This window comes from Devosia nitrariae (assembly GCF_030160115.1).
GTDB classification, from domain to species: domain Bacteria; phylum Pseudomonadota; class Alphaproteobacteria; order Rhizobiales; family Devosiaceae; genus Devosia; species Devosia nitrariae.
In genome coordinates this window covers 458191-481285 of the sequence record NZ_BSNS01000022.1, presented here as the reverse complement: position 1 = coordinate 481285, position 23095 = coordinate 458191, and the positions used below count along the sequence as shown (strand labels likewise).

Genomic DNA, 23095 nt, shown 5'->3' with positions numbered 1-23095 from the left:
TGGACCATTTAGAGGTTCAGGGATATGCGCCGTTCGCCCGACGCCCGCGAGGCACCCTATAGCTACCGCAGCGATCCGAACGTCCCGCCGTTTCCGGACGACCAGCCGATCATCGTCTTTGATGGTGAGTGCAAATTCTGCTCGGGCTGGGTCAGGTTCGCCCTGCGGCACGACAGGTCGGGCCGGTACCGGTTCCTGCCGGCGCAATCGCCGCTCGGGGCAGCGCTCTATCAGCACTACGGCCTCGATCCCACCGACTACGAGACCAACATCCTCATCCGCGACGGCCGGGCGTTGTTCAAGGCGGAAGGGTCGCTGCAGATGATCGCGGGGCTGGGCTTTCCGTGGTCGCTGATCAACCTGGCGCGCGTGTTTCCCCGGCCGCTGCTCGATAGAGCCTATGACCTCATTGCCAGTAACCGGTTTCGCTGGTTCGGACGACGCGAGAGCTGTTTCGTGCCGGATGCCGGTGTCAGGGCGAGGTTCCTCGCGTGACGGACAAGCGCCTGCGCATCCTGATCCTCGGAGGCTACGGCACCTTCGGCGGCCGGCTCGCGACACTGCTTTCAGGCGATGCGCGCCTCTCCCTCATCATCGCCGGTCGCTCGCGGCAAAAGGCCGAGCAGTTCATCGCAACGCTGCCGGTCGGTGCCGAATACGCGCCGATGGTCATCGATCGCAACCACGATCCCGAGGAGACCTTCCTCAAGGTCGCGCCCGACATCGTCGTCGATGCCTCAGGGCCGTTCCAGAGCTATGGGCGCGATCCCTATCGTGTGGTGCGCGCCGCGATCGCGACGGGCGCCAACTACCTCGATCTCGCCGACGGCTCGGTGTTCGTCGAGGGGATCGCGCAGTTCGACGCCGCCGCGCAAGAGAAGGGCCTTTTCGTGCTTTCGGGCGTCAGCAGCTTTCCGGTGCTGACAGCGGCAGCGGTCAGGGCGTTGTCGCGGGACATGGTCGAGATCACCAGCGTGGCCGGCGGTATCGCGCCCTCGCCTTATGCCGGTGTCGGGCTCAACGTCATCCGCGCCATCACCCACTATGCCGGCCAGCCCATCCGGCTGATGCGCGATGGCCGCATCACCAGCGCTCACGCCCTGACCGAAACCCGGCACTACACCATCGCGCCGCCGGGGCGTCTGCCGCTGAAGAGCACGCGCTTCTCGCTGGTCGACGTACCCGACCTGTTGCTCGTCCCGGCGGCCGATCCACGCATCAAATCGATCTGGATGGGAGCGGGACCGGTTCCGGAAGTCCTCCATCGCCTGCTCAACGGGCTTGCCTGGCTGGTGCGCCTTGGCGTTCTGCCGACCATCGCGCCGCTGGCGCGGTTCTGCTTTGCCGTCATCAACCGGGTGCGCTGGGGCGAGCATCGAGGGGGCATGTTCATCGAGCTCCGGGGCAGGCGCGGCGACGGCGGAGGCGTGAAGAGGTCTTGGCACCTGCTCGCCGAGGGATCCGATGGTCCCTTCATTCCGTCGATGGCAGTCGACGCGATCGTACGCAAGGTGCTGGCCGGAACCTCGCCGGCAGCGGGCGCTCGCCCGGCGACCGACGCGCTTGAACTGTCCGACTATGAGGAGGTGTTCGAGGGTCGAACGATTTTTGCAGGGTTGCGCGATGAAACTTGCGAGCGGTTGCTGCCGCTCTACCCACGCGTCCTCGGCAGCGCATGGATGGAGCTTCCGCACACCATTCGCGCCATGCACGAAACGTCTCAATCGACGGTGGCGGACGGCGTTGGCTGTGTCGACAATGGCAGGAGCCTGTTCGCCCGATTGATCCGACGGCTGGTCGGGTTCCCGGGGGCCGGCGGCGACCTGCCGGTCACCGTGTCGTTCAAGCGCAGCGATAAAGGCGAGGAGTGGACGCGCACGTTTGCCGGCCACGAGTTCTCAAGCTTTCAGCGGGTCGGAGAGGGGCGGGACGAGCGTTTGCTCACTGAACGCTTCGGCCCGGCCGAGTTCGGCCTCGCCCTCGTCGTCGATGCGGGCCGCTTGCGCTTCATCATCCGCCGTTGGCGCCTGTTCGGCGTCCCGCTGCCCCTCATCCTCGCGCCGCGCTGCAATGCCTTTGAGGCCGAGCACGACGGAAAATTCCACTTCCATGTCGAGCTGTCGCATCCTTGGGTAGGCCTGATCGTGCGCTATGCAGGCTGGCTCGAGCCGCGTCCCGAGGGGTGGGAAGGTCCGGTGGAAATGACGTCGGATGTGGAGAGGTAGCCGGAAAGAGGCACCATCCCACCCACCGGATGTCACCCAAGCGCAACTGGCTGGCACCCTTCCCCTCGCCCCTCGAATAGAGGCTTCCGCCGCATAGATCGGCAGCTCTGACTGCGGGTGAGGCGATCCTCATTTGCGGCGACACTGAGCAGTGCCGGCAGGATCGGTTTTACTAAACCCCACTTGCGATAATCGCGATCGACCAGTCCGTCGGGAAGGAGCAGCATCCAACACCACAAGGCAACCGGCCGAACCCGCTGCGCCACGAAGGAGTGGGAACGATGAAGCGATGTGTTCTGGAATATCCGCGCCAACAGACGCCGCAATAGAAAACGCTGCGACAACAAAAATCTAGAGCCGGCGCCCTGATTCTTTCAGAGGGCATAAGGCTCCAGCACGTCGCTAGCCCGACCGAATTTACCCAGATTCCCGACTGCCCGTGCATCATGAAAGGAGCACGAGATGACCACCCTTGTCCAACGCCTGCCCCGCCGGATGTTCTGGGCGGTTCCCCTGGGAGTGGCGCTGACCGCCGCAGCCATTCATGGCGTCATGATGCTGATGCCGGCGCCCAGCGATCTCGACCTGTCCCACACGAGGACAAGCGAGACCGAGGCGTTCGTTGCCAGCATCGAGCCGGGCCCGATCACCATGGGCGAGCCGCAGACCTGGATCGTCGAGGTGACGATGACCGATGGCTCCGCCGTCGGTGTCAACGACATCACGGTCGATGGCGGCATGCCGCGCCACGGCCACGGCCTGCCGGCCGAACCCAGAGTTGCCCGCGACCTCGGTGACGGTTGGTTCGAGGTAGAGAACATCTTGTTCACCATGGCGGGCTGGTGGGTCGTGAACATCCACGTCGAGACACCAGCCGGCGAGGATCAAGCCACGTTCAATTTCACGCTCTAGCCAGGCAACAGCCGGCAGGCTTTGGGGAGAGCAACAGCACGAATTGCCTCGAGACACAAAAAGGAGAATGAGGATGACCATCGATACAAGCTGCTTGCCCAATGCCGGTCATAAGTCGGTTCTCACCATCCTCCTGGAGGAGATCACCGGAGTGATCCGGAGCGCAAGGAAGCGTCGCCAACAGCGAAATGCGCTCAAGAGCCTGCTGCAGATGCCGGCGCACCGGCTCTACGATCTCGGAATCAGTCCCGAGGACGTTCTGCAGGCAATGAACCGCGCAGAAGCGTCCGGCGCTTACCTCCAGGCCGCCGGGCGAGCCGCACCCTTGTCAACCTCTGCACCGCAAGCACCGGGTCCCTCGGAAAGCCCGCACTGTAGTTCAAGTAAGGCTTGCGGCATGGATGCTCAAATCGGCTCGCCGGCGAGACGCTTCACTCCGACCGGCCCGGAGTGGAGCTTTCATCCGGCCCCCGCCGCCGACGCGGTGGCGTCGGGCGCATCGGCCGGGCTTTCGGTCTGCAAACCGGCGTCGGAAAGCCGCAATTCCGCTTCGATCCAGCTGCGGAAGGCCTTGACCTTGGATTTGCGCGATGCGTCCGGCGTCGAGACCAGCCAGTAGCCGAGCTCGGTGGGGAGTGCTTGCGCGAACGGGCGAACAAGACGTTGGTCACGAAGGGCGTCGGCGGCGATCAGCGACCAGGCCAGCATCACGCCCTGACCCGCGAGCGCGGCCTCGAACGCCAGTTGTGGGTCGCTGTAAACCGGCCCATCCACCAAAGGCATATTGGAGATGCCGGCCGCGGCGAACCATTCCGGCCAGCCGGGCCCGGAATTGTCCTCGCGTATGACCGGGACCTTCGCCAGGTCCGCAGGGCCTTGGAGCTGCCGGGCGAGGTCCGGCACCGCCACGGGAAAGATGCTCTGCGCGATCAATCTGTGACACGCAAGGCCGTCCCAGGGACCAACCCCCAGACGTATGGCCAGATCGATATCGCTGCGGGTGAGGTCAATCAAATCCGTGGTCGCCACCAGCCGAAGCTGGATGCCCGGATAGGCTTGAGAGAAACGACCGAGGCGCGAGACCAGCCAGGCCGAGGCGAAGGCGGGACCCATGGTGATGGTCAAGACCTTGGAATCCGATGCCTGCAGCCCCGCAACGCCATCGACGATCTCCCGGAATCCGTTCGCCAGGCGCGGGAGAAGCCGGATCCCGGCCGGCGTCGGCACCAGCCCCGAAGGCCTGCGCTCGAACAGCTTCATGCCGATGCGCCCTTCGGCATTCTGGAGGTGTTGGGAGACCGCACTGGCAGAGATATTGAGGTCCTCTGCCGCCGCCGCCAGGGTTCCCAGACGGCCGACCGCCTCGACGGCGCGCAACGCATTCAGGGGAAGCGCGGACAAGGGTATCATCGGTTTTGCTTAAGCCCCGTTTCGATAACTGCGATCGACCGCCCCTGTATCGCCGTTCCATTATGAGTTCCACAACCAGCCTGGATCAAGTAATTCTTAGGAGCGGGACCGATGTTGAACGATGCCTCAGTCATCCATGGATCGGGCGGTCCGACCGCCACTTTGCTGGAGCCGTTCGTCCTCAACGCGGAGATCGTGCTCTCCAACCGCATGGTGATGGCGCCCTGCACCCGCAATCGCTCCGAGATCGATCTGGCGCCCACGCGCGGCGCCATCAGTCATTATGCAGCGCGCGCGGAGGCCGGGCTGATCATCACCGAGGGAACCATTGTCTCCAAGGAAGCCCAGGGTGGGCCCGGCACGCCGGGTATCTTCACCGACAGCCAGGTCCGGCGTTGGGCGGAAGTGGTTTCGGCAGTGCATGAGCGGGGCGGCAAGATCTTCTGCCAGCTCTGGCATCTTGGTCGGATGGCCCACTCCTTCTATTCCGGAACGACGCCGCTGGCCCCGTCCGCCGTGCTCGACGTCACCAAGCACCGCGGCGATCGCTACTACGACTTCACTCATGAAATGCCTCGGCCGATGTCGCGGGGGAACATCGCCAGGACGCTGTCGGACTATGCGCTTTGCGCCGCCAATGCGCGGCGCGCAGGGTTCGATGGCATCGAGATCCACGGCGCCAATGGCTATCTGCCTGAGCAGTTCCTGCGCCAGCATACCAATAAACGCACCGATGAGTGGGGCGGCTCGGCGCAGAACCGCGCCAGGTTCCTGATCGATGTGGTCGATGCCTGTGCCGCCGAAATCGGTCACGAGCGGGTCGGCGTACGCGTGTCGCCGGCGGCACACTTCGCGGAAATGGAGTTCACCCCCGGTGACGAGGACGCGCTGATCGCCGTGCTCGAGGCGATGAGCTCCCGTCCCATCGCCTATGTGCATACCGGGGTCGATGACGACATCGATTATGACTATCTCGGGGGCAAGTCGACCGCGTTCCTGCGGCGTCACTTCGACGGCACCCTGATCGGCTGTGGCGCTTATACGCCCGATACCGCCAGCATGGCACTGGCCGAGGTCCGCTTCGATCTGGCCGCATTCGGGCGATTGTTCCTTGCCAATGCCGATCTGGTCGCCAAGGTTCGATCGGCCGCAGCGCTGACGCCTTACAGTCGTCAGGTCTTCGAGGCCCTGCGATAGATTGACCCTTACCAAAAGCCACCAGGAGAATGGCAATGCCAAGAATGATATTCGTGAACCTGCCGGTGAAGGATCTCGCCGCCGCCACACGCTTCTACGAGGCGATCGGGTGCAAGAAGAACGAACAGTTCAGCGACGAGAATTCGGCCTCGATGGTCTGGTCCGACACCATCACCTTCCAACTGCTGACGCACGATCATTTCAGGAGCTTTGCGACCAAGCCCATTGCCAACGCCCGGGAGGCGGTCGGCATGCTGATCGCCCTCTCACGTGACAGCCGGCAAGAGGTGGACACGATCACGCAGGCGGCTGCCGCTGCCGGCGGCAAGGCCGACATTCGCGATCCACAGGACATGGGGTTCATGTACGTCCGCACCTTCGAGGATCCTGATGGCCATGTCTTCGAGCCGGCCTGGATGGACATGCAGGCGGCACCCGCCGCGCCGGGCGAGTAACTCCCTGACGGGTTCGAGAGACGACGAACGGCGATGGCCGCGGACTCAGCCTGCCGGCCATCGCATCATTGAACGGAACCATCCCCCGAAAGGACGACGTCATGTTTGACGAGGTCAAAGCGCTGCTGGACGGCCGATCCGAGGCTATCCGCATGAAGGACATCGATCGTCTCATGTCCTTTTATTCTCCGGACGTCGTTTATTTCGACACTGTGCCTCCCCTCCAATACGTCGGCACTGCTGTGCTTCGGGACAGATTCCTGCATTGGTTCGATGGCTGGAAGGGCTCGATTGGCCAGGAAATCCGCGACCTGAAGATATCCGCCAGCGGGGATGTCGCCGTCGCCTATATGCTGGTGCGGGCAAGTGGAGCTCTGAAGAACGGGCTTGAGGTTGAGCGCTGGGTACGCGTCACCTCCTGCTGCCAACGGTCAGATGACAAATGGCTGACTGCGCACGAACATGTCTCATTTCCCATTGATTTCGCGAGCGGGCGTGCGGTCATGGATCTGGTGCCCTAGGGCAACGGCTGGTAGATCCGCCTCGTTGAATAGAGCCAGGATGCCCCGCCATTCAAGCTTGGATCAGCTGATAGCCTGTCTTATCGTCTCCGGCGTCAGAACCGGATATGCGCGACCGACGCCGCGGCGTTCAAGGCTGGTCGTGCGACAGACCACTGGGAGGAGCTTCATGTCCGAGCTCGATGACGTCCTGGCTGAACTCGCTTCGCTGGAAGATCCCAGGATGCGGGCTATCAACGAAGAGCGCGGCGACGATCACGGTGTGAACCTTTCAGCGCTGCGTGCCCTGGGCAAGCGCTTGAAGACCCAGCATGAACTGGCGAAGGATCTGTGGAGCAGCGGCGACACCGCCGCGCGGCTGCTGGCGACCCTGATCGCCAGGCCCAAGGCTTTCTCCGTTGACGAACTCGACAGCATGATCCGCGACATCGGCGCACCGAAGCTGCTCGACTGGTTCATCACCAACATCGTCAAGCCCGGCAAGCAAACGGAAGAGTTGCGTTTGCGCTGGAAGGACGAAACGGGGCTTGTTGGCCGCGCCGGCTGGAGCCTGACGACCGACCGTGTGGTCAAGGACGCTGAGGGTCTTGATCTTGATGGCCTGCTCGACCAGATCGAGCGTGAGATGAAAGCGGCGCCAGAGCCCAAGCAGTGGTCGATGAACCATTGCCTCGCCGAGATCGGCATTCGTTATGCCGAGCATCGCAAGCGTGCCGTCGCCATCGGCGAAAAGCTCAAGGTCCTGATCGACTATCCCGCCTCGCCGGGTTGCACGTCACCCTATGCGCCGATGTGGATCGCCGAGATGGTCCGGCGTCGCGAAGGTGAGGCGGCCTGAACCAGATTGACATGCAATAAAATCATTGCATAATGCGTCGGTATGAACGCCGACCAGCTTGACCACATCTTCAGAGCCCTCGCCGACCCGACCCGACGCAGGATCATCGACCGGCTGCGTGAGCAGCCCGACCAGTCGCTGTTCCAGATCTGCGCCGCGTCGGTGGCAGAGGATGGAAAAGCGATCTCGCGACAGGCGGTGACCCAGCATCTCGACATGCTCGAAAAATCCGGGCTCATTCGCGTCACCTGGTCGGGCCGAACCAAGATCCATTCGCTCGATCTCAAGCCGTTGCGAGAGGCGGTCGAGATCTGGCTTGCAAGACACCTTCAGGAAGGCAATGGCCGATGAAAATCTACGTTATGAGCGTGCTGGTCGACGACCAGTCGAAGGCACTGGAGTTCTACACCAAGACCCTCGGTTTCGTCGCCAAGCACGACATGCCGATAGGCGGCGAGGATCGCTGGCTGACGGTCGTCTCGCCCGAAGATCCCGGCGGAACGGAATTGCTGCTCGAGCCCAGTGGTCATCCTGCGGCCAAACCCTTCAAGGATGCGCTGGTCAAGGACGGCATACCGGCTGCCTCGTTCAAGGTCGACGATGTCGATGCCGAGTTCAAAAGGCTGCGCGATCTCGGCGTCAGGTTCACCACCGAACCCATGGATGCCGGCACCGTGCGCATGGCGGTGTTCGACGACACCTGCGGCAACCTCGTCCAGATCATCGAGATGATCGAGAAGTAGGAGCTTGCCGGGAAGCTGCATCATGACCGCCACCCCAATATCCATTCCCGCCGACTGCTGGTTGACCGAAGCTGCCGAGGTCCGCGGTTCGACAATCGAGGGCCTTGGCCTCTTCGCCGTCCGCAACGTCGAACCTGGGGAGCCCGTCATGCGGCTCGGCGGGAAGGTCATAGACGATGACGCCCTTGCCCGCCTGACCCCGCCCTATAGCAGCCTTTGCGTCGGCGAAGGCCGGCACATCCTCATCGACCCGGCACACCCTGTCCGGTACGGCAACCACAGCTGTGATCCGACCGTTTGGCATCAGGACGCCATAACGGTCGTCGCTCGACGCCTGATCCTGGCCGGCGAGGAAATCACCATCGACTACGCCACCCACACCATCAGTCCTCAATGGCGGATGGACTGCCATTGCGGATCGTCGACCTGCCGTGGCGTCGTCAGCGGAAACGACTGGAAGCTCAGCGAGCTGCAGAGCCGCTATGGCCTCCACTGGACGCCTCCGCTCCTCGACGCGATCAGACAATCCCAGCGATGATGCGGCCGAGGTGACATCCGGTGGGTGGGAGAGGGTTAGTATAAGAGCCGCGGCAGGATCTGTTTTTGGCCTGATGTCGCTCACTCACCTACGTTGCCCTTGCCTCTAGCCAGTAGAGACGTTTCCCAAAGACCAGCTGCTCTCCTCCTTCAAGCCACTGCTGCAGCGCGAGGAGCTCGACGAAGTGGGTCTCGACGCTGAAGTCGGGGACCAGCCAGGGCAGGGCCTTGAGGTAGTAGACCAGCGCGCCAACGTCCCTGACGACAAAGGCGCCGGTCCAATCTGCGCCACCAGTGATCTGAAGCCCCGCGGAACGCTGCTTTTCAGTGGCGTTTTCGTAGGTGGCATCGGGAAATTTCGATGTCGCAGCGAAGTGGGCGAGCAGATCAAGCGTCGACAAGCCATGCACCTGCTGGGTGAGGAAGACGCCGCCACGCGTCAGAATGCGTGTGAGCTCGGCCGCGTTGAAGGCGCCATGGCGGTTGATCACGAGATCGAACTGATTGTCGGAGAGCCCATCGTAGCGCGGGCTGTTGGCGTCCATCTCCACGACCTCGACTCCGAAGGGGGTCAGTCGCTCCCGCGCCACGGCGACATTGGGCGGGTATCCTTCGCTGGCGACGACCTTGGCGGGCCAATGGTCGCGCAGGTCCAGCAATCGCTCGCCGCCTCCCGTATCCACGTCGAGCATTGAGGCAGAACTCGGCATCAATGCCTGGGCCATGCCGAGGTAATCCCAGGGCGGCGAGTCCTCGACGATACGATCGGCTATGTGGGAAAAGTCCCAGCCGCTGAAGGCCTCCCGCTCTTCTGCAAGCCATGCTTCCCGCAAAGCACTCAGCGCTGCATTCATGGGGGTCCTCCAGGTTGGACGGCTCATTCTGGGGCTGTCGCGCAGCTGGCTTTTAGAATGGCGGCCCAGCTGGCGAAAGAGCGGCTCCCGATCAGGCGCGCCAGCTCTCGATCTGAGCAACAGCCATGGCGGCGATGTCACGCAGCGTCGCGGTGTCGGCGCCGTCGCGTGCCTGCACCGCCATGCCCTGGATGACGGCGCCGATGAAGCGGGCCAGCGCCGTCGTGTGGGTGTCCGGCCGCAGTTGCCCTTCGGCGATGCCGCGCTGCAGCCGCTCGGCGAACCGGGCGACATTGGCCTCGCGCAGCCGGCTCATATGCGCGGCGATGTCGACGTTCTCGACCGCTGCCGTCAGCACCGCCGTCGAGATCATGCAGCCGGGCGGGTAGCCCGGCCGGGTGAAGGTTTCCGCCTGTGATTCCAGGAGCTGGCGCACGCCCTCGACGACGTCGTCGGCCTCCACCCAGTCGTTTTCGCCGATATTGGTGAGGTACCAGCCCACAGCCTCACGGTAGAGCTCGGCCTTGGAGCCGAAGGCGGCGTAGAGGCTTTGCGGCGTGATGCCGATGGCCGCCGTCAGATCGGCAATCGAAGCCCCTTCATAGCCGAGTTTCCAGAACTCGATCGCCGCCTTCCCCAGCACTTCATTGCGATCGAAAGCGGGTGGGCGTCCGCGCCGACGCTTATTTATCACAACGTTCACTCTTGAATTCCTCTGCGCGTCATCTATTTTGGAGTGACCATTGTGATATATAGGAAGCCGGTCATGACCGCACCAGTAAAATCCTCACTCGACCGCGCTATCGAAGGGGCCATAGCCGAAAAGCGCATCATGGGCACCCTCGTCACGGTGCTGCGCGACGGCGAGGTCATTTATCGCCGCGCCGCCGGCCTTGCCGACCGCGAGGCGGGCAGGGCGATGGACGAAACCCTCGTTTTCCGCCTCGCTTCGCTGACCAAGCCGATCGTCACCGCGGCGGCCATGCATTATGTCGAAGCCGGGACCATCAGGCTCGACGATCCGGTCACGGCGTTCCTCCCCGATTTCCAGCCGGCCTTGCCCGACGGCACCCGGCCGGCCATCACCCTCGAGCACCTCCTCACCCACACGTCTGGGCTCGGCTACGGCTTCATTGAAGAGCCGGGTGGCGCTTACCAGCGTCTCGGCATCTCCGACGGCCTCGACTTGCGTCCGTTCGGCCTTGCCGAAAACCTCAGGCGCCTGGCGCAGGCGCCACTAGCATTCGAACCCGGCAGCGGTTGGCGCTATTCTCTGGGCATCGATGTGATCGGTGCCGTTCTGGAACAGGTTGCACGTGAACCTCTGCCGGCGATCGTCGACCGTCTCGTCACCGGTCCGCTCAGTATGACGGACACCGCCTTCCACGCCCGCGAGCCGGAGCGGCTGGCCACGCCCTATGTCGACGGCGCCCCCGAGCCGGAGTTGATGGTCGACGGCAGCGTGACGAGCAATGTCGTCTATTCGCCCTCGCGTGCGCTCGATCCCACCGCCTATCCCTCCGGTGGCGCGGGCATGGTCGGTAGGGCCGCCGACATGCTCAAGTTCTTCGAGGCGATGCGCACAGGAGGGGGCGGCATCCTCAAGCCCGAGACCGTTGCCGAGATGAGGCGCGATCGCGGCGGTGCCGCGGCGCAATCGGACGGGCCGGGCTGGGGGTTCGGCCTCGGCTGGGGAGTCCTCGCGGACCCGGCAGCGGATGGCTCACCTCAAGCGCCTGGCACGCTGCAATGGGGCGGCGCTTATGGCCACAACTGGTTCATCGATCCGGTCAACCGGCTGACGGTGCTCGCTCTGACCAACACGGCACTCGAGGGCATGTGGGGCCAGTTCAAGCGCGATATCCGAGACGCTGTCTATGAGGAGTTCGGATCCTGAGGTTCAGCTGCGGGAAGAAAAGATCCGGTCGGCAATCCGGCTGTTGCGGCCCGCGACGATCCCCGGGATCAGCAATGCATCTATGAGCCACCACAGGCCAATGAGGAACCACAAAAAACCCAACACACCGAAGGAGACCAGCGAGACTACCAGGATGACGGCTGACAGGACCAGCATCAGCAAGCCACTCACAGGCCGACCCAGATAAAAGCGATGCGCTCCAACATAGCCAAGAAAGAACCACAGCAGGTAAGCCACCAGCAGGGACTTCTTCTCGATGTCGTATTGGGCCGAGGTGCGATCCATCGTCATGGCAGGTTCTCCGTTGCACTTTGAAAGTGGTGAGCCCGCACACGCGTTCAAGGCCGGAGCAACTTACCCGCACGGTTCACTGCAAAACGACATCGGAGGTGGTGATGCGGTGGCAGAGCCTCCGCATCCGACAGCTCCTCGCCCCGGTATCGGTGCCTGCATCCTGCTGACATGGCCTGTCAGCAGGCCTGGCGCATGACGGTCTTATCAGATGAGGAGACCGACCATGACCATGATCACCCCCTTTACCATCGATGTTTCCGACGCCGATCTCGACGACCTCAGGACGCGGCTCGACAGCGTGCGCTGGGCCCGGCCCGACCCCGCCGGTGACTGGAGCCGCGGCGTTCCGCGCGATTACATCGAGGCCCTGGCCAGGTACTGGGTGCAGGGCTTCGATTGGCGCAAGCACGAGGCGGCGCTCAACCGCTTCGCGCAATTCACGACTGAAGTCGATGGGCAGCCGTTCCACTTCGTGCACGTGCGCTCGCCGCACGAAAACGCTCTGCCGCTGGTGCTCTGCCATGGCTGGCCCGGTTCGTTCGTCGAGTTCCAACGCCTCATCGGCCCGCTCACCGATCCGGTGGCGTTCGGGGGCGATGCAGTAGATGCGTTCGACGTCATCGTGCCGTCGCTGCCGGGTTTCGGCTACTCGACGCCGCTGACGAGCCCTGGCTGGGACCTGGCGCGCACGACAAGCGCCTATGCCGAAATCATGGCGCGGCTCGGCTACTCGAAATACGGCGCGCACGGCAGCGACATCGGTGCAGGGATCGCCGGCCATCTCGCCTCGTTCCACCCGGACCGGGTGGTGGGCGTTCATGTCGCCAGCGACCGCGGCACGCTCAACGCCGTCGGCACCTACCTGCCGATGCCGGAGGACCTGACCGACGAGGAAAAAGCCGAACTCGAGGCGATCAAGGCTGCCGACCGCGACGGCGACGGCTATGCGCGCCAGCAGGGCACCAAGCCGCAGACGCTGGCCTATGGTCTTGGCGATTCACCCGCCGGCCAGCTCGCCTGGATCGTCGAGAAGTTCAAGGAGTGGACCAACCCGGCCAAGGTCCTGCCGGAAGAGGCGGTCGACCGGGACCAGCTCCTGACCAATATCGCCCTCTACTGGTTCACCAACAGTGCGGGCTCGTCCGCCCAGTTCTACTGGGAAAGCACCCATTCGATCGGCGGCTGGACCGCGCCTTCCGACGTGCCGACGGGTTGGGCCGTGTTCAATACCCATCCGCTGATGCGCCGCACCATGGACCCGCAGCACGAAAAGCAGCACTGGTCGGAGTTCGCGCAAGGGGGCCATTTCCCGGCGATGGAGGAGCCGGAGCTGCTGGTGGAGGATATCCGCACGTTCTTTAGAAGGTTGCGCTAAGAGCTAACGCTGTCGCCCCCTCGCCGCGCGAAGGGCGGCAGCGCCTACGGCCTCGGTTTATCTTCAAAGCGCACCGAGATGGCGGCAGTTGCGGACCTCTACGCGATCTCCAGTCTGTCGTTCAGCGAGTAGGGATCGATCTCCACCGATAGTCGCGTGACCTTAGACGTCGGTATGCGGCGGTTGCCGGATGCGGTCATTTCGATGAGGCCGAAGGCTTCGAGTTTCCCGAGAGTGCGCAGGAGATTTGGCTGTGCCCGTTTGCTGATGCGTGCCAGTTCAGCCACTGATTGGGGATGCTCGTCACGGATCATGCGCAGCAGCTCCCGGTTATCGGGGGTGAGAAGCCGGAGTAGCACCTCGGCGGACTCGAAACTGGGCTGGGCGGCATCGGCCGGCGCAGGCTTTTCACCCCGTGCCACGGCCTTCATCTGCTCGCGCAAATCCTTGTGCCTTTGAATCTTCACCTGCGTCATTCGTTACTCCTGTCTTCTACTTTGACGACGTCCAGCGAAACCCCGTGGCCAACCAGAACGCGCTCCACTTCGTCAAAAAAATCATCCACCAGCTTCTCCGCGCTTTCGAAGATGTAAGGGCGGCCCTCATCATCTTGCCCGCGGTGCCAGTGATCGGTGACTACCGGCTTTTTCTTGTACCGCGAGCCGAGCGGCGCCACGGCATGCGCATTATCGAAACCGATCAGACGCTCTCCTCCGGGGCCATGCAACGTGAAGGAGTAGCGCAGGCCATGCGGACGCTCCTTCGTCGGCTCTACCTGGCGTATCTCGAACTTCACGAAATACCCGTCCGCGTAGTGATGCACGCGGCCATTAAAGGCGAGCAGGAATGCAAGCGTGTGTTCGCTCCCGCTCATATCATATCCTCACATGATATGATTCGCTTCGTCAAGACTTCCAGTATGGCCCGGGGTTGAAGGTGGAAATGCGGTGGCGGTTTTCGATCCGTCACCCCTTCGCCTGATCCAGCATCAGCTTGATAAACGTCCCCCCGACCACCGGCCGTGAGCGGAAGCCGCCGATGCCGATCTGCTTGCCGGTCTGCGTATCGAACCAATCGGAGAGCGGCACGCGTTCGGGGGCGTCGTCGAGCCAGTTGGCGACCGGCGCGATGAGGGCGTCGAAATCGGCCTGGTCGCCGGTGAGGCACGCGGTCCAGACCAACCAGTCGAGCTTGGTGTAGTGCTCGCGGCTGTCGAGCGGCAGGCCGTAGCGGTCCTGGCGGCGCTTGTAGGAGGCCATTTCCTTGCGGGCGATCTCGTCGGGGAAGAGGCCAAGCCCGAGGATACGATCCCAGATGAGATTGTATTTCTGGCTCCAGGATCCGGCCTTGTCGAAGGCGAGACGGAACGCGTCGCCATCATCGGCAAGGCCGGGCCACTTCAGGGCCCAGTCGCGGGCGATGGCGAGGTGTTCCTCGGCCTCGTCGGTCTTGCCGAGCCGGCGGCAGAGGAGCCCATAGGCGCCGACGCCGACGATGGCCTTCAAGGAGAGATTGGCGTTGTGCGGCAGATGGCCGGCGAAATCGTCTGTACAGAGCTGGTTCTCCGGATCGATGCCGGCCTCGACCAGGTACTTCGCCCACTTCTCCCACAGCGGCCAGAATTCGCGGATGAAGCGGTCGTCATCGGTCTTTTGCGCGAGCGCTGCCGCGAGGATCAGCATGTTGCCGCTTTCCTCATAGGGCATCTGGTTGTGCTCGGTGAGCTCGCCGCCGCCATAGACCTGGCCGTTGGCGAGCGGGAACTGGCCGACATCGTGCGGCGCGTAGGGGAAGGGCCAGCGGCCGCCCATCGCATAGGCACAGATCGGGCGCATCTGCGCTTCGAGGAGCGCGGGGTTGTGGATGAGGAAGAACGGCGCTCCCGGATAGGTGAGATCGACCGTGCCGAGGCACCCGTTGGACGAGTTCTCCTTGGAAAAATAGAGGAGCTTGCCGTCGAGGTCGGCGACCAGGGCATGACCGCCCAGGCACTGGCGGAACGCCAGGATGCCGACGCGGGCGTACGTCTCGCCGCCCGAGCGCGTCAGCTGTGCAATGAGCTCGTCGTCATAGGCGGCGGCGCGGGCGCAAAGCGCCTCGCGCTCGGCCCAGGCGCGTTCCACCAGGCCAATCGCCGACGCTCCGTTGCGGCTCCAGAAGGGCCGCAGACGGCGGTTGAAATATTCGAGCGCGAAGACCTGGTCGTAAGCCACCAACAGACGGAACGCCTGCTTCTCTTTGTCGACGCTGCCGAACGCGCGGCTCCAGGCGGCAACGTTATAGGCCGGACGCTCCTGATGGATGCCGCTCTGGTTGAGGTTGAGCCCGCGATGGCCGTGCGTGGGCATGGGCAGGGGCTTGCCTTCACGCACATCGTCGCGTGCCGGGATAGTGCCAGTCAGCGCGAAGCTATCGCGGAGGGTCCGGGCGTCGCCGAAGGCGCTGTCGGCGGCCATGTCGGGTTCGGTCGAGGTATAAAGATACCCCCAGTCGATCTGCACTTCGTCGCCGGAGCGATGGAGTGGCGTCTGTTCGCGTGCGCCGACGAACAGGGCCTCAGTTTTCCCGGCGCGATGGCGGCCCCAGATGACGTCGGTCTCCGGATTGCCGGTCGCCCAGTTGGTGCTCCAGTCGATATAGGCGGACACCTCGTGCGGCTTGCCGTCGATGGAGGCCACCTCGATATCGATATAGCTGACCGGCCGGGCCATCAGCTCGACATCTTCGGGAAAGGTCGGGGTGGTGAAGGTCAGCGTCAGTTCGACGCCGTCGGCCTCGAACCGATAGATGGTGCGCAGGGGCGTCACATCGCGCGCGGTCTGGCGCATGGCCGGCACGTCGCGTCCGCTGCGGGTCACCAGTCCCATGAAGCGATAGCCCTTGCCGTCGATATGGGCCATGCCGGACATCGACTGGTTCTTGCCGGTCCAGTGCGTCGGCCAGGATTGGGTCAATTCGTCCGTGTGCGACCACACGCTCATGAACGGGTCGTGGACGACAAGCGGCGTTGCCGGGGCGCGGGCGCTGCGGGGATCGGTCATGATGGAAGTCTCTTCAGGTTACCAGGGAGCGCGGCGGGGCGGGAGCGGGTCGACGGTGAAGGCCATGCGGTCGCAGAGACGTTGCAACAGATCGCACTTCTGCGCCAGCCTTTGCGGGTCATCCCAGAGATTGACGGTTTCGTTGGGGTCAGCCCCTAGGTCGTAGAGCTCGCCGCGCCGGTCGCCGTGGCTGACGACCAGCTTCATGTTCTGCGTCCGCAGCATGGTGGCGAAGGGCAGGTGCGGGTCGCGGTGCCAGGGCATGGCGTTGTAATATTCGCAATAGACGTCGCTGGTGCTCGTCGCCTCGCCGCTGCCGGTCAACAACGGCCAGAGCGACCTGCCCTGCATGCCCGGCCAGATGTCGAGGCCCGCTGCATCCAGGAGCGTCGGTGCAATGTCGACGAGCTCGACAAGGCCGTCGATCCGCCGCGCCGGGATGTGTCCCGGCCAGGAGATTGCCAGCGGCACGTGAACGCTCGGCTCATAGAAGAATGGGCCCTTGAGATAGACGCCGTGGTCGCCGAGAAGCTCTCCGTGGTCGGACATGAAGATGACGATGGTGTTGTCGAGCTGCCCGGTTTCCTTGAGAGCCTCGAGCATGCGCCCGACCTGGTCGTCAATCAGGTCGCACATGGCGAAGTAGGCGGCGCGCACCAGCCGGTGGTCGGCCTCGCTCATCTCGTCATAGGGCATGCCGGCATTGCCGCCATAGGCGGCGGCGTGGTCGATGTTCTGGAAGACGGGTTTGTCATCGAGCTCGCCCGGTCGGTAGTTGGGCAGCTCGATCTCGTCGAGCCGGTCGAGATAGCGGTCGAGATATTCGGCCGGCGGATCGAACGGATGGTGCGGATCGAAGAAATTGACCGAGAACAGCCACGGCCGGTCTGAAGATTCGTGGGCCTTGAAGAAGTTGATGGCCTTGTCGGCGCACCAGGTCGTCTGGTGATCGGCCGTATCGGGCCCGGCCTTGACGTAGTTCGAACCGCGATAGGGGTCGGCCCTGTATTCGGCCCCCTTCTCGGTCAGCCAGAGATTGTATTCGTTGAGCGGCCAGTTCTGCGCGCTGCCATAATGGCCCGGATGATGCGACCAGTGGAAGGCTGAATAGCCGTCGTTGATGCGCGGTTCGATGACCGGGGCGATGCTCGGGTTGGCCGCCGAGATATGGAGCTTGCCCGAAAGCCCGCAAGTATAGCCGTTCTCGGCGAGAAGCCGCGTCACCAGCACTTCGTCGGGCGGCATGTCCTGCCCGTTCTGGCGGGTGCAGGTGGTGCGTGGATAGCGGCCGGTGAGGAAGCTTGCCCGGCTTGGCGTACAGACGGGCGACTGGCAATAGGCCTCTGAAAACCAGGCGCCCTGCGCAAACAGCCTGTCGAGAACGGGCGTGCGCACATGGCGGTTGCCGGTGATGCCGAGCGTGTCCCAGCGCTGCTGGTCGGTGCAGATCCAGAGGATATTGGGTTTGGTCATCATGATCCTTTGCAACTGGCTCAGGCCTTGACGGCGCCGGCGATGCCTTCGACGAAATAGCGCTGAACGAAAAAGAAGAAGACGATCACCGGCAGCAGCGAGATCGTCGCGGCCGCCGCCATTCCCGACCAGTCGGTCTCATTGGTGCCGACGAACGCCAGCATACCGACCGGCAGGGTGCGCAGGCCGGGGGTGCCGAAGGTGAAGACCAGCGGAATGAGGAACGCGTTCCAGGCCGCAAGGAAGGTGAGGACGGTAACAGTCGCGGTAACCGGTCCGGCGAGCGGCATCATCACGTTGAAAAAGATGCGCAGGAACCCGGCCCCATCCATGGTGGCGGCTTCTTCGAGCTCGCGCGGCAGACCGCGGAAATAGCCGGCATAGAGCAGGATTGCCGCCGATTGGCCGCTGCCGGCCAGCGCCAGGATGATGCCCCAATGGCCATTGAGGAGGCCCAGCGCGCTGACGAGATCGACGATGGGAATGATGGTGAGACCGGCCGGAACCACCAGGGTTGCAGCGAGAATTCCAATAACCAGCTTGCGCCCGACGAAGTCGTAGCGGCCCAGCACATAGCCCGTCAGCGCGGTGTGGAAGACGACGACAGCGACGGTGCCGACCGTGACGATGACGGTATTGAGCATATAGGTGGAAAAGCCCGCCTGGCCCCAGGCTCGGACATAGTTCTCCCATACCGGCGTATCGGGGAGAAGGTTCAGGCCCTTGGCAAAGATCTCGATTGGGGTCTTGAGCGATGCCGAGACCAGCCAGAGGAAGGGATAGATCCATGCAAGGCAGAGCGCGCCGAGCGCCAGGTAGCGCAGGATGCTCCAGCCCTGTGGACGGCGGCGGGTTGCGACGAGGTTCATGTCAGTGCGACCTCCTGGCGCGGACCTTGCGCAGGACGATGAGCTGCAGGCTGGCGAGGACGATGAAGCTCAGCCCGAAGAAGATGGCGGCCGCCGACGCGTAGCCGAGTCGCGGCACGTTGGAGGTGAAGGCCTGCCGGTAGACGAAGATGTCGATGACTTCGGTGGCGTAGAACGGTCCGCCGCCGGTCAGCGTCAGCATCAGATCGAAGACATTGGTCGCCTCGATCACGGTGATCAGCGTGATGATGATGGTGAACGGGGTCAGAAGCGGCAGCGTGATGCTGGCGAACCGGTCCCAGGCATTGGCGCCGTCGAGGGCGGCTGCCTCGTAGAGATCGCGGGGAATGGTCTGCAGGGCCGCCAGCCAATAGATCAGGGTGATGCCGAGCCATTTCCACACCCAGATGCCGACCGCGCTATAGAGCGCGAGCCCGGCGGTCCCGAGGAAATTGAGCGGCTGGCCGAGGAGTCCTGAGTTCAATAGCGCTATGTTGAGCGGACCGCCGGTCGGATCGAGCACATAGCGCATGACGACGCCGACGATGGCGGCGGTGGTTACCACCGGCAGGAAGATCGCCGTGCGGAACACCCGCACCAGCGGGAAATGCGCATTGAGGACGATCGCCAGTACCAGGGCAATCCCCACCCGCAGCGGTACCGCGAGCAGGAGGAAAACGATGGTGTTCTTGAACGCGTTCCAGAACAGAGGATCGGCGATCAGCTCGCAGTAGTTGCCTAGACCGATGAAGGCGCCGGCGCGTTCGAAGCCGTTCCAGTCGAGCAGCGAGAACCAGATGCTGGCAATGACCGGATAGATGGTGAACGCGCCAACGAGGACGAGTGTGGGCAGCAGGAAGAGGTAAATCCACCTGTCCGCCCACATCCGCTTGGCCAGTGGCGCACCGCGCAAGACGTTCTGATGCATCGGTTGTTATCCGCGCCGATCGGCAATGTTTCAGTAGTTGTCGGTGAGGTCCTCGCCTGGCGTCCAGCCCTCGAACACCCAATCGTCGAGCGAAACCTCCGCTCCCTGGCTTTTGGCGACCTCGATGGCCCGGTCGCGTTCCCGGCTCATGGAGTCGGTATATTGCTGCAGGATCGGCTTGGCATCGCTGAAGGCGCCGCTGAACGCACCCTGGAGGATTTCGCCAATGCCGGGGGTGACGTCGCGCATCTCCGCATAGACCGCGCTGATCGCCGGATTGCGGGCCAGCGGATCGGGCGCGAGCCGCACGGAGTTCTGGTAGCCGGAGACCACCTTTTTATAGGTCGGGTGGACGTTTGCCCGCTCTACTGCCGTAAGATCGAGCGGGGGCTGGTCCATGCGCTCGGCAAGGCCGACATAATAGTCGTCGGTCGTCAGCATCTGCAGCACTTGCGTGGCGATATCCGGGTGCTGGGACTGGGCGGAGATATAGAATGTTCCCCCGCTGGGCCCCCGGTAGTTGAAGGCCGAAGCCTGGTCGACGGGATAGGGGACCTGCCCGGTGACGCCGATCAGGTCGATCTGGTCCGCAAAGCTGCCGTTGAGCACGCCGCTGTTCCAGGGACCATCGAAGAACATCACTGCCTCGCCGGCCACCCAGCGCGCGCGCCCCTGACGGGCATCGACCGATGAAGACCCCGGATGGAGTGAGCCGTCCTTCTGGAACGACATCAGGAATTCGATGGCATCGAGGAACGGCTGGGAGGCGTGCGCATAGTCGCCCGTTCGCCAGTCGATCTCGCCGGCCGCACCCGCGGTCTGCGCCAGGTCGATGAGATGGGCCCTCATGCGATCGCCGAACTGGAGCGGCAGGATAAGGCCATATTTGCCATCGCCGGTGCCGGCGAGAGCGGCCTTGCGCGCCTCGTCCCAGCTTGCCGGGCCTGCCTCGGGGTCGACGTCGGCGGCCTCGATATCCTCCTTGAAGAACCAGAGGGACGTCGCCGTCTGCCTTTGAGAGAAGATCGGGAACGAATAGGGCTTGCCCCCGAAATTGGTGAAGCCTTCGGTCAGCGCCTCCTTCTGGAAAGGCTTGTCGAAGGTGAAGCCGTCGGCGAGCGGCTGGAACCAGCCGGCCGCCTGCAGCGCGTTGACGGCGGCGATACCGCTAACCGGAACGTTGAAGACATCGGGAAGCTGGTTGCTGCGGAAGGCCAGCTGCAGCGACTGCATCATGTCGGACGGATTGCCAGGCGTATACTCGACCTTGGCCGGGTGGCTCGCGGCGAACTCGTCCCAGATCTTCTGATGCAGCGGGATCAGCGGCTGGAAGACGTCCCACCACTTGATGGTGACCATATCCTGCGCGAAGCTTCGGCCCGGCAGCAGGCCTGCCGCGCCCAGCATCGCCATGCCCTGCAGCAGCGTGCGGCGGCTGACGCCGGATACCGGTGCCGCGTTCGTCTTCGAGATGCTCATCTGTCCTCCCTCGCTGCATATGGCAGCGTCGATCTGGTGACGACCCTCAGGTCGACCGCGCTCCTCCAGCGCCCGGCAACGCTAACAGTTATTTATAACTATCGTCAAGCGACTCGAGTTATGTATAACTCGACCCGTTCGGTGGCGTTGTCGTGGTTTTCTTTCCCCGAAAGCTGCGTTATGCGTCGTGGCGGAGGGGCTGATGAACAGACGCAAGACCGAGAAAGCGAGTGCCCGTGCGACGATGGTCGATGTGGCCAAGCTCGCTGGCGTCAGCCAGGCCACCGTCTCCATGGTCCTTAATGAAACCGGCGGAACGCGGGTTACCGAGACAACGCGAAAGCTCGTGCGCGAAGCGGCTGAAGCCCTCGGTTATCGCGTGTGGATGCGCGCGCCCGTCGGCAGCGGTGGCCTGCAGGCCATCGGCTTCATCATCGACGACAGCACGTCGAACCCTATCGTCAACAAGGCCATCGATGCGGCGCGTCAGCTTGCCTGGGAGAACGAGGCCGTGCTCGTCGTGCTGCCTACGGCGAACGACGAGCGCTTGCGCGCGACAGCGCTGGAACTCTTGTTCGCGCACCGCGTGGTGGGCCTCGTCTTTGCCGCCTTTTTCACCCGCGAATATACCCTTCCCCAGAAGCTCAGCGCTGTGCCGGTGGTTCTCATCAACTGCCATATCAAAGGCGATCCGGCCCCGGCGATCCTGCCCGCCCACGCAATGGGTGCGGAAACGGCGGTGCGGCACCTGACCGATGCCGGCCATCGCCGTATCGCCTTCATCAACGGCGAGGGTTGGATGGAAGCCAGCCGGGACCGCCTGCGCGGCTACAAGCGTGGCCTCAAGGCCGCCGGCATCGCGTTCAATGCAAAGCTGGTGCGAACCGGCAACTGGACCCTCTCGGGTGGACATGACTGTACGCGTGACTTGCTGGCCCTGCCGGAACCGCCCACGGCGATCTTCTGCGCGAGCGACGAGATGGCGATCGGGTGCTACGAAGCTATCAAGGAGGCTGGGCTCACCATTCCCGGCGATATCTCCGTCGTCGGCTTCGACGATCACCCGTCCGCCCGGCACCTCTGGCCGCCGCTCACCACCATCCTCGTGCCGCACGAGGACATGGGCCGGCGCGCCATCACCCACCTCTATGCCAAGCGCGACAATGGAGACCGCACAGGTGTCGTGACCGGTCGGCTGCAGATCGATTGCCCGCTGGTCGAGCGTGCCTCGGTCGGCCCGCCGCGGGTGCGGCGGGACGGGTGAGAGATTTCTTTTCCGACGAGGGCGGGTGATGCCATAGGGTTGATGAAGTGTGCATTCGAGATTTCACCTGGAGTGACTCCATGGCTAAGGTCCTGATGTTTCATCACGCACAGGGGTTGACCCCCGGTGTGCAGGCATTCGCCGACGACTTGCGGGCGGCAGGGCACAAAGTACATACGCCGGACCTCTTCGACGGACGCACGTTCCAGAGCATTGATGAGGGACTCGCCTATATCGGTGAGATCGGGTTCGAAGACATGCGCGAGCGCGGCGTCCGCGTCGCCGATGAACTGTCTTCCGAACTGGTCTATGCCGGCTTCTCGTTCGGCGTTCTGCCAGCGCAGAAGCTCGCACAAACGCGGCCCGGAGCCCGCGGAGCGCTGCTCTTCTATTCCTGCCTCCCGATAAGCGGTCAGTGGTCGTTCGGGCCATGGCCGGTGGGCGTACCGGTCCAGATCCACGGCATGGACAACGACCCGGTGTTCGTCGGCGAGGGCGACATCGATGCCGCACGAGAGATTGTGGCGAATGTCGAGAATGCTGAGCTGTTTCTCTATGCGGGCGAACAGCACTATTTCGCCGACAGCTCGCTCCCGTCCTACGACGCTGATGCAACTGCGCTGCTCACCCGACGGGTGATCGCGTTCCTGGACCGCGCCTGAATTGATCCAGCGCAAGGGGAACGGCCTGCGCGATTGATACGCCCGTTGGTCAAGCCGGCCACGCTCGGCCTTTCCAAGAGTCTCGTTTGCGGCTAAAGCA

General features: G+C 63.6%; 25 protein-coding genes. 14 read left to right on the top strand and 11 right to left on the bottom strand.

Going from position 1 to position 23095, the window contains the following annotated elements; all coding sequences use genetic code 11:
• Window positions 1–24 precede the first annotated feature (24 nt).
• The 3 genes from QQK18_RS21995 to QQK18_RS21985 all read left to right on the top strand — a co-directional run bounded on the left by QQK18_RS21995 (window position 25) and on the right by QQK18_RS21985 (window position 3137).
• Window positions 25–495, top strand: a complete 471-nt coding sequence (locus QQK18_RS21995; RefSeq protein WP_284342513.1) for a thiol-disulfide oxidoreductase DCC family protein — start codon at window positions 25–27, stop codon at window positions 493–495.
• Window positions 492–2225 carry a saccharopine dehydrogenase family protein gene (locus tag QQK18_RS21990; RefSeq protein ID WP_284342512.1) on the top strand — a complete coding sequence of 578 codons (1734 nt, stop codon included), beginning with the start codon at window positions 492–494 and terminating at the stop codon, window positions 2223–2225. The genes QQK18_RS21995 and QQK18_RS21990 overlap by 4 nt, the downstream gene beginning before the upstream one ends.
• Before the next feature lie 462 nt (window positions 2226–2687).
• Window positions 2688–3137 carry a FixH family protein gene (locus tag QQK18_RS21985; protein ID WP_284342511.1) on the top strand — a complete coding sequence of 150 codons (450 nt, stop codon included), beginning with the start codon at window positions 2688–2690 and terminating at the stop codon, window positions 3135–3137.
• Between the two features lie 459 nt (window positions 3138–3596).
• On the opposite strand, the gene QQK18_RS21980 is transcribed toward QQK18_RS21985, so the two are convergent.
• On the bottom strand, window positions 3597–4514 hold the full coding sequence (locus QQK18_RS21980; protein ID WP_284342510.1) for a LysR substrate-binding domain-containing protein: 918 nt from the start codon (window positions 4512–4514) through the stop codon (window positions 3597–3599).
• Window positions 4515–4658: 144 nt separating this feature from the next.
• Here QQK18_RS21980 and QQK18_RS21975 point away from each other — a divergent pair, with 144 nt between their 5' ends.
• From QQK18_RS21975 to QQK18_RS21945, 7 genes are all read left to right on the top strand, one after another.
• Window positions 4659–5744, top strand: coding sequence for an alkene reductase (locus QQK18_RS21975; protein ID WP_284342509.1), 1086 nt, complete (start codon window positions 4659–4661; stop codon window positions 5742–5744).
• Between the two features lie 35 nt (window positions 5745–5779).
• Window positions 5780–6199 carry a VOC family protein gene (locus QQK18_RS21970; RefSeq protein WP_284342508.1) on the top strand — a complete coding sequence of 140 codons (420 nt, stop codon included), beginning with the start codon at window positions 5780–5782 and terminating at the stop codon, window positions 6197–6199.
• A 101-nt stretch (window positions 6200–6300) separates the two neighbouring features.
• Complete coding sequence (locus QQK18_RS21965; RefSeq protein WP_284342507.1) at window positions 6301–6720, top strand: YybH family protein; 420 nt, start codon at window positions 6301–6303, stop codon at window positions 6718–6720.
• A gap of 169 nt (window positions 6721–6889) precedes the next feature.
• On the top strand, window positions 6890–7558 hold the full coding sequence (locus QQK18_RS21960; protein WP_284342506.1) for a DNA alkylation repair protein: 669 nt from the start codon (window positions 6890–6892) through the stop codon (window positions 7556–7558).
• Window positions 7559–7600: 42 nt separating this feature from the next.
• Window positions 7601–7909 (top strand): ArsR/SmtB family transcription factor, encoded by a 309-nt coding sequence (locus QQK18_RS21955; protein ID WP_284342505.1) that lies wholly within the window; start codon window positions 7601–7603, stop codon window positions 7907–7909.
• On the top strand, window positions 7906–8301 hold the full coding sequence (locus tag QQK18_RS21950) for a VOC family protein (RefSeq protein ID WP_284342504.1): 396 nt from the start codon (window positions 7906–7908) through the stop codon (window positions 8299–8301). The genes QQK18_RS21955 and QQK18_RS21950 overlap by 4 nt, the downstream gene beginning before the upstream one ends.
• A 22-nt stretch (window positions 8302–8323) precedes the next feature.
• Window positions 8324–8839, top strand: a complete 516-nt coding sequence (locus QQK18_RS21945) for an SET domain-containing protein (RefSeq protein WP_284342503.1) — start codon at window positions 8324–8326, stop codon at window positions 8837–8839.
• Between the two features lie 88 nt (window positions 8840–8927).
• On the opposite strand, the gene QQK18_RS21940 is transcribed toward QQK18_RS21945, so the two are convergent.
• A complete protein-coding gene (locus QQK18_RS21940) occupies window positions 8928–9692 on the bottom strand; it encodes a class I SAM-dependent methyltransferase (protein ID WP_284342502.1) in 765 nt (254 codons plus the stop codon).
• A gap of 91 nt (window positions 9693–9783) precedes the next feature.
• Window positions 9784–10395: a TetR/AcrR family transcriptional regulator gene (locus QQK18_RS21935; protein ID WP_284342501.1), complete on the bottom strand. Its 612-nt coding sequence runs from the start codon at window positions 10393–10395 to the stop codon at window positions 9784–9786.
• A 63-nt stretch (window positions 10396–10458) separates the two neighbouring features.
• Here QQK18_RS21935 and QQK18_RS21930 point away from each other — a divergent pair, with 63 nt between their 5' ends.
• Window positions 10459–11589, top strand: coding sequence for a serine hydrolase domain-containing protein (locus QQK18_RS21930; RefSeq protein WP_284342500.1), 1131 nt, complete (start codon window positions 10459–10461; stop codon window positions 11587–11589).
• Window positions 11590–11592: 3 nt separating this feature from the next.
• Here QQK18_RS21930 and QQK18_RS21925 read toward each other — a convergent pair whose 3' ends face one another.
• Window positions 11593–11901: a TM2 domain-containing protein gene (locus QQK18_RS21925; protein ID WP_284342499.1), complete on the bottom strand. Its 309-nt coding sequence runs from the start codon at window positions 11899–11901 to the stop codon at window positions 11593–11595.
• 226 nt (window positions 11902–12127) lie between these two features.
• Between QQK18_RS21925 and QQK18_RS21920 the strand changes: the two genes are divergently transcribed.
• The gene (locus tag QQK18_RS21920) at window positions 12128–13279 is read left to right on the top strand and encodes an epoxide hydrolase family protein (RefSeq protein WP_284342498.1); all 1152 of its coding nucleotides are present in this window, start codon (window positions 12128–12130) and stop codon (window positions 13277–13279) included.
• Window positions 13280–13377: 98 nt separating this feature from the next.
• On the opposite strand, the gene QQK18_RS21915 is transcribed toward QQK18_RS21920, so the two are convergent.
• The 7 genes from QQK18_RS21915 to QQK18_RS21885 all read right to left on the bottom strand — a co-directional run bounded on the left by QQK18_RS21915 (window position 13378) and on the right by QQK18_RS21885 (window position 21069).
• Complete coding sequence (locus tag QQK18_RS21915; protein WP_284342497.1) at window positions 13378–13755, bottom strand: HVO_A0114 family putative DNA-binding protein; 378 nt, start codon at window positions 13753–13755, stop codon at window positions 13378–13380.
• Window positions 13752–14153 carry a toxin-antitoxin system TumE family protein gene (locus tag QQK18_RS21910; RefSeq protein WP_284342496.1) on the bottom strand — a complete coding sequence of 134 codons (402 nt, stop codon included), beginning with the start codon at window positions 14151–14153 and terminating at the stop codon, window positions 13752–13754. The genes QQK18_RS21915 and QQK18_RS21910 overlap by 4 nt, the downstream gene beginning before the upstream one ends.
• Window positions 14154–14244: 91 nt before the next feature.
• On the bottom strand, window positions 14245–16320 hold the full coding sequence (locus tag QQK18_RS21905; RefSeq protein ID WP_284342495.1) for a glutaminase domain-containing protein: 2076 nt from the start codon (window positions 16318–16320) through the stop codon (window positions 14245–14247).
• Between the two features lie 18 nt (window positions 16321–16338).
• Entirely contained in the window at window positions 16339–17793 is a 1455-nt protein-coding gene (locus QQK18_RS21900; protein WP_284342494.1) for a sulfatase family protein, read from the bottom strand.
• 20 nt (window positions 17794–17813) lie between these two features.
• Window positions 17814–18662, bottom strand: coding sequence for a carbohydrate ABC transporter permease (locus QQK18_RS21895; protein ID WP_284342493.1), 849 nt, complete (start codon window positions 18660–18662; stop codon window positions 17814–17816).
• A 1-nt stretch (window position 18663) separates the two neighbouring features.
• Window positions 18664–19590, bottom strand: a complete 927-nt coding sequence (locus tag QQK18_RS21890) for a carbohydrate ABC transporter permease (protein ID WP_284342492.1) — start codon at window positions 19588–19590, stop codon at window positions 18664–18666.
• A 30-nt stretch (window positions 19591–19620) separates the two neighbouring features.
• Complete coding sequence (locus QQK18_RS21885; protein WP_284342491.1) at window positions 19621–21069, bottom strand: ABC transporter substrate-binding protein; 1449 nt, start codon at window positions 21067–21069, stop codon at window positions 19621–19623.
• A gap of 202 nt (window positions 21070–21271) precedes the next feature.
• Here QQK18_RS21885 and QQK18_RS21880 point away from each other — a divergent pair, with 202 nt between their 5' ends.
• The gene (locus tag QQK18_RS21880) at window positions 21272–22333 is read left to right on the top strand and encodes a LacI family DNA-binding transcriptional regulator (RefSeq protein WP_284342490.1); all 1062 of its coding nucleotides are present in this window, start codon (window positions 21272–21274) and stop codon (window positions 22331–22333) included.
• Window positions 22334–22413: 80 nt separating this feature from the next.
• Entirely contained in the window at window positions 22414–22995 is a 582-nt protein-coding gene (locus QQK18_RS21875) for a dienelactone hydrolase family protein (RefSeq protein ID WP_284342489.1), read from the top strand.
• The last annotated feature ends 100 nt before the right edge of the window (window positions 22996–23095 follow it).

Excerpts from the sequence above, each read along its gene's own strand:
- QQK18_RS21985 (WP_284342511.1), top strand. The coding sequence starts at position 2,688 with ATGACCACCCTTGTCCAACGCCTGCCCCGCCGGATGTTCTGGGCGGTT.
- QQK18_RS21975 (WP_284342509.1), top strand. The coding sequence starts at position 4,659 with ATGTTGAACGATGCCTCAGTCATCCATGGATCGGGCGGTCCGACCGCC.
- QQK18_RS21955 (WP_284342505.1), top strand. The coding sequence starts at position 7,601 with ATGAACGCCGACCAGCTTGACCACATCTTCAGAGCCCTCGCCGACCCG.
- QQK18_RS21910 (WP_284342496.1), bottom strand. The coding sequence starts at position 14,153 with ATGAGCGGGAGCGAACACACGCTTGCATTCCTGCTCGCCTTTAATGGC.
- QQK18_RS21890 (WP_284342492.1), bottom strand. The coding sequence starts at position 19,590 with ATGCATCAGAACGTCTTGCGCGGTGCGCCACTGGCCAAGCGGATGTGG.
- QQK18_RS21940 (WP_284342502.1), bottom strand. The coding sequence starts at position 9,692 with ATGAATGCAGCGCTGAGTGCTTTGCGGGAAGCATGGCTTGCAGAAGAG.
- QQK18_RS21995 (WP_284342513.1), top strand. The coding sequence starts at position 25 with ATGCGCCGTTCGCCCGACGCCCGCGAGGCACCCTATAGCTACCGCAGC.
- QQK18_RS21925 (WP_284342499.1), bottom strand. The coding sequence starts at position 11,901 with ATGACGATGGATCGCACCTCGGCCCAATACGACATCGAGAAGAAGTCC.
- QQK18_RS21970 (WP_284342508.1), top strand. The coding sequence starts at position 5,780 with ATGCCAAGAATGATATTCGTGAACCTGCCGGTGAAGGATCTCGCCGCC.
- QQK18_RS21905 (WP_284342495.1), bottom strand. The coding sequence starts at position 16,320 with ATGACCGATCCCCGCAGCGCCCGCGCCCCGGCAACGCCGCTTGTCGTC.
- QQK18_RS21875 (WP_284342489.1), top strand. The coding sequence starts at position 22,414 with ATGGCTAAGGTCCTGATGTTTCATCACGCACAGGGGTTGACCCCCGGT.
- QQK18_RS21965 (WP_284342507.1), top strand. The coding sequence starts at position 6,301 with ATGTTTGACGAGGTCAAAGCGCTGCTGGACGGCCGATCCGAGGCTATC.
- QQK18_RS21915 (WP_284342497.1), bottom strand. The coding sequence starts at position 13,755 with ATGACGCAGGTGAAGATTCAAAGGCACAAGGATTTGCGCGAGCAGATG.
- QQK18_RS21895 (WP_284342493.1), bottom strand. The coding sequence starts at position 18,662 with ATGAACCTCGTCGCAACCCGCCGCCGTCCACAGGGCTGGAGCATCCTG.
- QQK18_RS21950 (WP_284342504.1), top strand. The coding sequence starts at position 7,906 with ATGAAAATCTACGTTATGAGCGTGCTGGTCGACGACCAGTCGAAGGCA.
- QQK18_RS21945 (WP_284342503.1), top strand. The coding sequence starts at position 8,324 with ATGACCGCCACCCCAATATCCATTCCCGCCGACTGCTGGTTGACCGAA.
- QQK18_RS21900 (WP_284342494.1), bottom strand. The coding sequence starts at position 17,793 with ATGACCAAACCCAATATCCTCTGGATCTGCACCGACCAGCAGCGCTGG.
- QQK18_RS21885 (WP_284342491.1), bottom strand. The coding sequence starts at position 21,069 with ATGAGCATCTCGAAGACGAACGCGGCACCGGTATCCGGCGTCAGCCGC.
- QQK18_RS21880 (WP_284342490.1), top strand. The coding sequence starts at position 21,272 with ATGAACAGACGCAAGACCGAGAAAGCGAGTGCCCGTGCGACGATGGTC.
- QQK18_RS21930 (WP_284342500.1), top strand. The coding sequence starts at position 10,459 with ATGACCGCACCAGTAAAATCCTCACTCGACCGCGCTATCGAAGGGGCC.
- QQK18_RS21920 (WP_284342498.1), top strand. The coding sequence starts at position 12,128 with ATGACCATGATCACCCCCTTTACCATCGATGTTTCCGACGCCGATCTC.
- QQK18_RS21960 (WP_284342506.1), top strand. The coding sequence starts at position 6,890 with ATGTCCGAGCTCGATGACGTCCTGGCTGAACTCGCTTCGCTGGAAGAT.